Raw genomic sequence first — 8,107 nt, 5'->3', positions numbered from 1 at the left:
GGGCTGTTGGGTTCAAAGCGAATTAAGGTCCTCAGCACACTCAGCCCAACAGCCCCCATTACTAACACTAGATTTAACTCACTTTTAGCCCCCGTTGCAGTTATTATGAAAAAGACTATAACGATGGGCAGGTTCAAAGTCATGGCATATACTTACGAGTACCAACCTTTAGCCTCTGTCCTCGTTTACCCCGGGTTAGATAAACGGGGAGTAGACTACGACGATGAGGACTCAGCTACGAGGGAACTTGATAGAAGAGCTAAAGAGAGAGGACTTATTGACTTCTGGTACAATTCCAATTTAATTTACATTGCTATAATTGACCCACTAAAAGACGACGATGAGTACAATTTAAGGATCATAGGTGAAATTTTGAAAAAGTTAGTTTGAAAAAGAGGGGTTAACACTTATAAGTCATTTTCGCTTACGTCGGCAACTTCCTCCGGCTTTACGCCAGCCTCCTTTAAGACCCTTTTCATCACTTCTTCAGACGGGAATACTACTATCGTCTCTCTAACTTTTTTCACAATCATAATGCTAATTATGAGGTAAAAGATAGGGTGAGTAGTGCAAAATTATTTCCTAAGTTCCTTTATGCACTCTTCTTTTATCTCTTCATATTCGCTTATTTTTTCTTTATTTAGAGTACCTAAGGTGAGCTTGACTATTTCGGCAAAGTCGTCAATACTACGTTTACTTAACTCTGAGTAAATAGCTAAAGAATTCTTAACACTAGCCGGAGATATGTTAAAGCTAGTTAACTCCATAAACGTTGACCTACTAGCCTTTCTCTTCTGGCTGAACTTTTCCCTTACACAACCCACAAACTTAATGATTTGTTCCCTCTCGTCATCCTGCAAATTAAAGTTAGGCAAGACCTTAACCAAGTCCTCAGTAGAAGTGGGATAGGGTAAATAAAACGAAACGAATCTCCTCACTAAGGCATCTCCTACGTAAAATAAGTTCCTCGCATCTACTAAGTTCATCGTAGCTATCATCCTTATCCTTCTTAAAGGTTCGTCCTCTCTACCCTTTTCCTTCAAGTCATTATAAATCAGCAAGAATTCCCTAGCATACTCATCAACTCTGTCACCGTAACTCTCGATCTCCTCAACCAAACTACTTGGTACAAACCATTCTTCAGGATTATTACTTGAGAATATGGTAAATAACTCACCGAAAGCTTTGTCGACATCAGCACGGTTGATCTCGTCTACAATAACGTAATAATTACCGTCAATAATCCTTGAAGCCCTAACATAGGCTTGGACTAACAAACCACTTTTCCAGTAAACGGAACCGCTAATAAAGCTCTCCCCGCCGACCAAGTTTCTTCTGAACCACAAAGAGTTGGCCGTAAAGACAGAAAAACACTCATCGTTGTTATCTGTCAAACCCTTGACCACTCTCAAGGCTAAACTGGTCTTACCTACACCGGGTGGGCCGATAAGTAAAACATTACCTATCTTTAGTGCAGCCTTCAATGTTTCCACGTCTACACTTGTGTAAAAATCATGTAAATCCACTTCCCCTTTCCCGATACACTTCACTCCTTCAGTCTTTTGTACTAACAAGTCTTGAACTTTGGGTAGATTGACTTGTAAACCGTGTTTACTCAGTGCGGTAAGGTAATTCTGATATAAATCAAGGACGACCTCGTCCATTCGTACTCCTTTTAACTCTCTCCACAGTCTTTTCAGCCTGTAGAAAACGGAGTTAATGAAGCCTAGTGCTTCGCTATCACTTAACGTGTAACTGTATAGTGCTAACTTTTTGTAAAATTCGGTAGTTTGAAAGCTTATAGGAGCCCCGGATTTCAACTCCTTATCCTCCGGCAGCATATTTATGAATTGGGACAAAGCGATTGGGTAAAGCATATTGTTAAAAAATGTGTATTTCCTGCTATCACGTGACTCGTTCATAATTTCCTCTATGAACTGCTTATCCCTTGAATTGTCTTTCAGTTTCTCAAACGGGTCTATTCCCCTTTGAGAATATGAATAATAAAAGGGCAATAGACGGTAAACGTCGAGTAATGCCCGTGTCCCTCGTATATAGTCGGTAAAGTCCAAATCGTATTTCCATGCCAAGAAAAAACCTAAGGCTAAATTTTTAGTTACTTCAAACGGGTCTTGAGTACTTAAAACTTCGTACGCTGATTCGAAGAAACTTTTAACATCGCTATTCGCGTTGTCTGGAATGAACAGTACGTAATTATACCTTCGATACAGTTCTTCGACAAATCCCTTTATGTCATTGCGCTTTTCCTTTAACGAGTAAGTAAAAGCTAAACCCAGAACTTTTATAGCATTGACCTTCATTTCGCACTCTTTAGGAACGTAACCGCTAATGTTAAACACGTCTACTTTTGCGTAACCGTTAATATTGGAAGTAGAGAAATCACCGCATAATTTCTTTAGATCGATGGGCATCTAAGAAAATACTTAATCACACTTTAAAAATTATTTAGTGAACATTATCTGCCAGTAATGAGATAAATAGGGTGTATAAAATACCACTAAATATCCTATCCCTTTCACTCCTTGACAAGGATGGAGAAAAGTCTCGGTTTAAATGTCTTTTTGATCTCTTCATATCATACTAGGGTAAAGTTTATCTTGTTTCTTGAGTAATATTATGGTATGAGGATAGTAACACTTAAGGTAAAGGACGAGTATTATGAAATAGCTGAAAAAATGGTAGAGATGAGTATCGCTAAGTCAAGAAATGAAGCATTTAATATTATTATTGCTTACGGAGTGAGTAAGGCTAAAGAAGAGTTAAAGAAGAAGGAAAAAATCAAAGAACTAACTGAAAGATGGTTAAAAGAAGGGGTACCTTTCGAGTTACCGACTTCTGATGACTTATTAAGGGAAAGGGAATGAAATATTATATCGATAGCAGTATTATAATAGCTCTAATTAACGAGAAAGACCCGAACCACGAAAAAGCTATTGCAAATTATCCCAAAGACGGAGAAAAGGTAATAAGCAAGCTTGTAGTTGCTGAACTTTATTCTGTCTTTTCGTGAACTCTTAAACTCTCAGAAGAAGAGCTTAATGCCCTCGTAGATTATGCTCTAGAGAAATGTGGTTGTAAAGTAGAGGATGTAGAATTCAAAAGAGTATTCGACCTTGCCTTGAGGATAAGTAACAGAGTGAAATTAAAGACATTTAGTTTAAAACTCCTCATAAACATCAATAAACCTCTTATACCACTCCTCATACTCCTTTCTGGTAACAACGTGAAGTTCTAATGGGTCTCCAAACCCTATTTTCTCCTTAATTTTAGAAGATATTTGAGCCTTATCCCATATAGTCTTACCTTTTTCAGTTATTATCAGAACGTCTATGTCACTATCAACTCTGTAATTCCCCCTTGCAACTGAGCCGAATAGAATTACCCTACACTCTTTGTCGATTTCCTCAACACAAATCCTCTTAATCTCCCTAACGTAATCTCTCGCGTGGGACAAAATCTCCTTCCTTTTACTCCACCACTTATATAATTCCCAATACATGTAAAATCCCCCTAACTACATTTAATGTTTTCTCAACGGTGTTTTTATCATATTTATAGGGTAAATACCTCGACGCAATGTACGATTGTTCTAGCACGTCAAGAACCACGTACTCCTCCCTCATTATCTTTTCTAATTCTTTATTTTTTGACAATTCAACTACTTGACTTAAGAGCTTCTTTATATCATGGGTTTTCTCAAAACTACCTGTTAGTTGATATAAAGTGTATTTCAACGAAAGTTGTAACGCTTGCTCAAGATTAAACATCGCTAAATTGTACTTACCCTTCCTCAAGTTTTCCTCAGCCTCTTCAAAGAAATCAACCGCGTTCTCTCTTAAATACTCAGCCATAATTATATTTCAGCTAAATCAAAAATAAAAACTGTAAGTGGTTTAGAGTTGAAACTTAGATTAACATTAATATGAGCGGTGAAGTATGAAAGGGATGCTGACGTGATATCGGTGATTTTGGCTGAAAAAACATAAGAGCGTTAAGGCGCTATAACTCACTACTCATATTAACCATTCGATATTACAATCAGCCGCCTTACTAAAAATTTTATAGAAAAATAGTTCGTCTCCTTGCCTTACTATTCTATAATGTCACGGGGCTATATGGGTCTTTTCTTGCTTTAGTCCTACTCACTTTTCATCCGTAATAGTCTGTCGGAGCCTTTCTTGCTTTCTTTTGTGTAAGCAATCGGTTAGTCGGCAACGCTAAAAGTACAATTGTAGTGTCTACTGCAGCCATTAAAGTTCCTAACGATGAAAGAAGGAGCACAATTTTCTGGTTCGTAGTTAGCAATGTTAAAGAAGTTAATTCAAGGTCAACTTTTAATTCGGTTCATACTACCTACTATTATTCTACGTTAAGAAAGATAAGCCTTTGAAAGAGCATTAAAAACTTTCATAGAACCTCTTTTTAATTCCCCATATTATCATAATATGTGCACCTACAAGATTACTTAGATAAGCTGAAAGCTTTCAATTGGAAGGATTATAATATATATTACGCCGTGTTATTCGGCTCTCTAGCTAAGAAAGGGAAAGGTAATGACATCGATATTGCAGTAGAATTTAAAGAGTTAAGCTTTGATGATTACATGAAATTGTGGAAGGATCTCTCAGATTACTTGGATACGGAAAAGATAGATCTTGTTTCAATAGATGATAATACCAGTTGTTACTTAATTCATGAGGTATTTAATTACGGTCTAATTCTTTATAAAGAAGACTGGTCAAGAGCTCATAGGAGAGCAGTAGTTTGTGAGGATTTCTTAATGGATGCTAAAAAATTGGATTTAGTAGGAAGGGGAGTTAGAGCGGTGATGAGAGAATGGCGATCTTAGATAAACTACTTGAGGACCTTAAAGATTACACTAGCAAATTAGATGAAGTTAATAATGTAGATTTAGATAACTGGTTTAACTTATTTGCGATACTTCACTTGCTTCAAGTCCAAGCTCAGTCATTCATTTACTTAGTTCAAACACTCTTACGAATATGGGAATATCAAGCCAAGGATATAGAGATTCTATAAGAAAGCTTTATGAGAAAAACTTGATAAATGCTGAAGAAAGGGATTTTTTAATTTCCGTGGTTGGATTTAGGAACATTATTGTTCACGAATATGCAACAGTTAATCCCATTTTCGTTAAGAAGATAATGAAAAATAAGGAATATAGAAGATTACTCGAAATAGCCTACAATTTGAGGGAGAAAGCCAAGAATTATTGGGATTGTTAAACTTTCTTTTCCAACCTACTTAGTATTGACTTCACTTGCCTTTCCAACCTACTGAGCCTGCTCTCCACGTCGTCCTCGTAATCGTCATAAAAGCCAAAAAGCCCTCTAATTCTTGAAAATAAAACTTCTCCAAGATTTTCGAGAGCAGGACTGTGACCTTTCTTTACTACCTTGTAAAGTTTTTGTACCCTCCCTACACCCATAGGCAAAATCATTATTCCTCCTTCTCTAAGTTGTTCATAAGGTTTGCACAAGAGAGTAGGTGCAGAGGCCCAGGCTATCACTCTATCAAAGGGCTTCTCTTCTTCATGTCCTAACGTTCCGTCGCCTAATACTAACTTTATGTTTTGGTACTCGGAAAGTAATCTTGAAGAGTATTTATACATTTCATCGTTAATTTCTATACTAACAACCTTGTCAACAATTTCCGCAATTAATACAGTATAATAACCTATTCCTGTTCCTATTTCTAGGACCTTTTGGCCTTTGTGCAAGTCTAATTCATCAAGCATATAGATTCCTAAACTTAACGCAGTAGTATTTATTCCGGGTAAAATAGGTAAAGCTTCATCAACGTGAGTATAGGCATAACTCCTTAGATTCTCCGGCAGGAACTTTGCTCTATCAACCTTCTTGAACGCTTCGGCTAGCTCTGGGTTCTTAATCTTCCTAAGAATTTCCTCCTTTTCGGTCATAAGTACAATAAGATTTAGTAAAATAAAGGTTTAGCCATTTCATTAAGGTATTAAATAAATTGGCATTACTTTTAATCATGTAATTGGGTTTTATTTCAAACCAAAGAACATCAACCATTATACATGGGACTTCGATAGTATGGTTCCCTGTGCCAAAATTTGATTCTCCGTCTATCTTTACTAAATTACTAGAAGAAAAGGGGGAGAATTCTCTATACTTCCTGAGAAAATAGAGAGCATTAAACAGTATTATGAGCACCCACTAGTTTTAACTACTGAAGTAAAAACAGAAATAGGAGGTTCTTTAAAGATCATCGATTTACTACCTCTGGGAGAGACTGTAATAATAAGGAAAGTGGAAAGTGACGTACCCTTTACAGTAGGTTTCAAACCGGCTTTTAAATATGCACGTTATAGGCCAACAATATTAAGGGATAGATTCGTTAACTCTAAGGGAAGAGATTGCGTAGGATAACCCCTTCAAATATTCCAGGGAAAAGTTAGGAAAAGATAAGCATGGCAATTCAATGTTTTCCATAGAAGTTACGGGGGATATAAGGATACTTTATAGCGTTGATCCGAAAAACTGTATAGTTTTCATTTGGGAGATTGGGTCTCATAAGAAGGTTTACGGACGTTAGTTCTCTCCTTAGCTTTCTTTTCCGCAATCTCCTTAAGCTTAATTACTTCATCTTTACTTAACTCCACATAATAATATTCTCCGTCTTTTCCGCTCCTCATATGTACAAACTCTACAAAGAGGTTATTAAAACGATATGCTAATCGAATTCTCTTATCGAATTTCGAAAAATTGTTAAGTAAGCAGTATAAGTGCATATGTGGGATCCCGGCTTTCTATTCCCGTTAAAAAAATTGTATAAACTCTCCAGCCTACCACAAAAATTTCAACCTCAAGCTCTACACTCTCTGGTCTAGGATTGCTTAGTATTTTTGCTTAAATTTAAGATAATATACGAAAAGAGAAAATTTTTAAATACGTTTCCTAAATCTTTTAATGTGGTTTGCGAGAAGTGGGAATTGAAATTCATGATGAAGAAAGTTAAGGAAGCTAGAGATTTGGCTAGATTTGTTGCCAGAGAATTCTCCAATTTGGAATATCTCATGTTAATTGTCGATAAACTTGAATTGATAAAAGAAAATCCTGTTAAATACTCCAGAGAGAAATTAGGAAAAGATGTGTACGGTAATCCAATGTTTTCCCTAGAAGTAACTGGAGATATAAGGATACTTTACAGTGTGGACTCAAAAAATAGCTTTCATTTGGGAGATCGGGTCTCACAAGGACGTTTACGGTCGGGATTAAGCTCATAATAAGCCTCAATCAACATCTTCCTAAACTCTTCTAAATCCTCCTTACTTTCAATTACTAAGTAACCTTCTCCCTTTTCATCCTTATCTTCAATTCTCATATATGTATATTTGCTACTAGGCATTAAAAAAGGATATGCTGATTACTCTCATTGAATTTTGAAAAAATTGAGCAAAGAATGAGGTTGGATCCTAACGTTAAACTTACGCCTTCCTCTAGGTCGGGGATGAATAGCCCTTATCATTTAGTCAGGGTAAGATTACTGTGTAAAGAATTGTGATTAAGCGGGGCGTCACTTATTTTTAGAGAGGTAGAGCAAATGCTGATATTACCGCTTTTACTCCCTTTATTTTAATTAACCTTTCTACAGCAGTTATGGGAATCTTAGGGAGGTAATACCAAGAAGTCGGTATTAGCGAGAAGTTTTTAATTTTAGACGTCTTCATACTGAAAAGATGTCAAACGGAAAAGGACAAATCGAGTTAGCTAAGGAGAAGTTGGTCAAGGCAGTGAACAAAGTCCTGGGCATAGTGAGGAGGAACGAGAGGAGCAGGAGGGTAGGACTAGCACTAGCCCTCATGACCCTGCTAGGTGGTAGGGCCAGCGTGAAGAATGCTGCTGAGACATTCGGGTTGGACTACGCAAACCTGCTGGAGGCGTTGGGAGAGCTCCACGACGCGTGGAGAGACTACTTAGAGGTCCTGTCGGGGCTGGTGAAGGGTGAGGTGGCCGTAATCATAGACGACACCGTAGACCACAAGGAGTACTCCAGAGGAAAGGACGTGAGCCCCCACGGGAACTACCGGATCTACTGC

At 37.3% G+C, this 8,107-nt stretch carries 12 protein-coding genes and 5 pseudogenes; 10 read left to right on the top strand and 7 right to left on the bottom strand.

From position 1 onward, the window contains the following. Positions 1–390: pseudogene (locus WIW52_RS03070) on the top strand (hypothetical protein); the annotation flags it as partial. A gap of 185 nt (positions 391–575) precedes the next feature. On the opposite strand, the gene WIW52_RS03065 reads toward WIW52_RS03070, so the two are convergent. After that, entirely contained in the window at positions 576–2,432 is a 1,857-nt protein-coding gene (locus WIW52_RS03065; protein WP_337708543.1) for an AAA family ATPase, read from the bottom strand. A gap of 210 nt (positions 2,433–2,642) precedes the next feature. On the opposite strand from WIW52_RS03065, the gene WIW52_RS03060 reads away from it, so the two are divergent. Then, positions 2,643–2,885, top strand: coding sequence for a VapB-type antitoxin (locus WIW52_RS03060; protein ID WP_337708541.1), 243 nt, complete (start codon positions 2,643–2,645; stop codon positions 2,883–2,885). After that, complete coding sequence (locus WIW52_RS03055) at positions 2,882–3,031, top strand: PIN domain-containing protein (protein ID WP_337708539.1); 150 nt, start codon at positions 2,882–2,884, stop codon at positions 3,029–3,031. The genes WIW52_RS03060 and WIW52_RS03055 overlap by 4 nt, the downstream gene beginning before the upstream one ends. A gap of 147 nt (positions 3,032–3,178) precedes the next feature. Here the strand turns inward: WIW52_RS03055 and WIW52_RS03050 are convergent, their stop codons facing one another. The 3 genes from WIW52_RS03050 to WIW52_RS03040 form a co-directional block, all read right to left on the bottom strand. Continuing rightward, the gene (locus tag WIW52_RS03050) at positions 3,179–3,520 is read right to left on the bottom strand and encodes a nucleotidyltransferase domain-containing protein (protein ID WP_337708537.1); all 342 of its coding nucleotides are present in this window, start codon (positions 3,518–3,520) and stop codon (positions 3,179–3,181) included. Continuing rightward, the gene (locus tag WIW52_RS03045) at positions 3,501–3,872 is read right to left on the bottom strand and encodes a HEPN domain-containing protein (RefSeq protein ID WP_337708535.1); all 372 of its coding nucleotides are present in this window, start codon (positions 3,870–3,872) and stop codon (positions 3,501–3,503) included. The genes WIW52_RS03050 and WIW52_RS03045 overlap by 20 nt, the downstream gene beginning before the upstream one ends. 298 nt (positions 3,873–4,170) lie before the next feature. Next, positions 4,171–4,302, bottom strand: coding sequence for a hypothetical protein (locus WIW52_RS03040; protein ID WP_337708534.1), 132 nt, complete (start codon positions 4,300–4,302; stop codon positions 4,171–4,173). A gap of 166 nt (positions 4,303–4,468) precedes the next feature. On the opposite strand from WIW52_RS03040, the gene WIW52_RS03035 reads away from it, so the two are divergent. Genes WIW52_RS03035 through WIW52_RS03025 form a run of 3 tightly spaced genes read left to right on the top strand, consistent with a single transcriptional unit; the run spans position 4,469 to position 5,267 of the window. Then, positions 4,469–4,870, top strand: a complete 402-nt coding sequence (locus tag WIW52_RS03035) for a nucleotidyltransferase family protein (protein WP_337708532.1) — start codon at positions 4,469–4,471, stop codon at positions 4,868–4,870. Further along, complete coding sequence (locus WIW52_RS03030; RefSeq protein WP_337708531.1) at positions 4,858–5,061, top strand: hypothetical protein; 204 nt, start codon at positions 4,858–4,860, stop codon at positions 5,059–5,061. Before WIW52_RS03035 ends, WIW52_RS03030 begins: the two co-directional genes overlap by 13 nt. After that, positions 5,025–5,267 carry a DUF86 domain-containing protein gene (locus WIW52_RS03025; RefSeq protein WP_337708530.1) on the top strand — a complete coding sequence of 81 codons (243 nt, stop codon included), beginning with the start codon at positions 5,025–5,027 and terminating at the stop codon, positions 5,265–5,267. The genes WIW52_RS03030 and WIW52_RS03025 overlap by 37 nt, the downstream gene beginning before the upstream one ends. Here WIW52_RS03025 and WIW52_RS03020 read toward each other — a convergent pair. Further along, entirely contained in the window at positions 5,264–5,962 is a 699-nt protein-coding gene (locus tag WIW52_RS03020; protein WP_337708529.1) for a protein-L-isoaspartate O-methyltransferase family protein, read from the bottom strand. The two genes, WIW52_RS03025 and WIW52_RS03020, sit on opposite strands and share 4 nt — an antisense overlap. Before the next feature lie 83 nt (positions 5,963–6,045). Between WIW52_RS03020 and WIW52_RS11255 the strand changes: the two are divergent. Together WIW52_RS11255 and WIW52_RS03015 are read left to right on the top strand one after the other, a co-directional pair. Continuing rightward, positions 6,046–6,431 (top strand): annotated as a pseudogene (locus tag WIW52_RS11255) (trehalase-like domain-containing protein); the annotation flags it as partial. Position 6,432: 1 nt separating this feature from the next. Beyond that, positions 6,433–6,603: pseudogene (locus WIW52_RS03015) on the top strand (type II toxin-antitoxin system RelE family toxin); the annotation flags it as partial. Here WIW52_RS03015 and WIW52_RS03010 read toward each other — a convergent pair. Continuing rightward, a complete protein-coding gene (locus tag WIW52_RS03010) occupies positions 6,560–6,703 on the bottom strand; it encodes a hypothetical protein (protein WP_337708528.1) in 144 nt (47 codons plus the stop codon). The pseudogene WIW52_RS03015 and the gene WIW52_RS03010 sit on opposite strands and share 44 nt — an antisense overlap. 306 nt (positions 6,704–7,009) lie before the next feature. Between WIW52_RS03010 and WIW52_RS03005 the strand changes: the two are divergent. Further along, positions 7,010–7,286: pseudogene (locus WIW52_RS03005) on the top strand (type II toxin-antitoxin system RelE family toxin). 308 nt (positions 7,287–7,594) lie between these two features. Here WIW52_RS03005 and WIW52_RS03000 read toward each other — a convergent pair. Continuing rightward, positions 7,595–7,738, bottom strand: a complete 144-nt coding sequence (locus WIW52_RS03000; RefSeq protein ID WP_337708526.1) for a hypothetical protein — start codon at positions 7,736–7,738, stop codon at positions 7,595–7,597. A 9-nt stretch (positions 7,739–7,747) separates the two neighbouring features. On the opposite strand from WIW52_RS03000, the pseudogene WIW52_RS02995 reads away from it, so the two are divergent. Next, a pseudogene (locus WIW52_RS02995) lies at positions 7,748–8,107 on the top strand (IS701 family transposase); the annotation flags it as partial.

The organism is Stygiolobus sp. RP850M (genome assembly GCF_037389295.1).
Lineage (GTDB): Archaea > Thermoproteota > Thermoprotei_A > Sulfolobales > Sulfolobaceae > Stygiolobus.
Note: the sequence above shows the minus strand (reverse complement) of the source record. Positions and strands in the feature narration are given on the sequence as shown.

Excerpts from the sequence above, each read along its gene's own strand:
- WIW52_RS03030 (WP_337708531.1), top strand. The coding sequence starts at position 4,858 with ATGGCGATCTTAGATAAACTACTTGAGGACCTTAAAGATTACACTAGC.
- WIW52_RS03010 (WP_337708528.1), bottom strand. The coding sequence starts at position 6,703 with ATGAGGAGCGGAAAAGACGGAGAATATTATTATGTGGAGTTAAGTAAA.
- WIW52_RS03000 (WP_337708526.1), bottom strand. The coding sequence starts at position 7,738 with ATGAAGACGTCTAAAATTAAAAACTTCTCGCTAATACCGACTTCTTGG.
- WIW52_RS03045 (WP_337708535.1), bottom strand. The coding sequence starts at position 3,872 with ATGGCTGAGTATTTAAGAGAGAACGCGGTTGATTTCTTTGAAGAGGCT.
- WIW52_RS03060 (WP_337708541.1), top strand. The coding sequence starts at position 2,643 with ATGAGGATAGTAACACTTAAGGTAAAGGACGAGTATTATGAAATAGCT.
- WIW52_RS03025 (WP_337708530.1), top strand. The coding sequence starts at position 5,025 with ATGGGAATATCAAGCCAAGGATATAGAGATTCTATAAGAAAGCTTTAT.
- WIW52_RS03055 (WP_337708539.1), top strand. The coding sequence starts at position 2,882 with ATGAAATATTATATCGATAGCAGTATTATAATAGCTCTAATTAACGAG.
- WIW52_RS03050 (WP_337708537.1), bottom strand. The coding sequence starts at position 3,520 with ATGTATTGGGAATTATATAAGTGGTGGAGTAAAAGGAAGGAGATTTTG.
- WIW52_RS03065 (WP_337708543.1), bottom strand. The coding sequence starts at position 2,432 with ATGCCCATCGATCTAAAGAAATTATGCGGTGATTTCTCTACTTCCAAT.
- WIW52_RS03020 (WP_337708529.1), bottom strand. The coding sequence starts at position 5,962 with ATGACCGAAAAGGAGGAAATTCTTAGGAAGATTAAGAACCCAGAGCTA.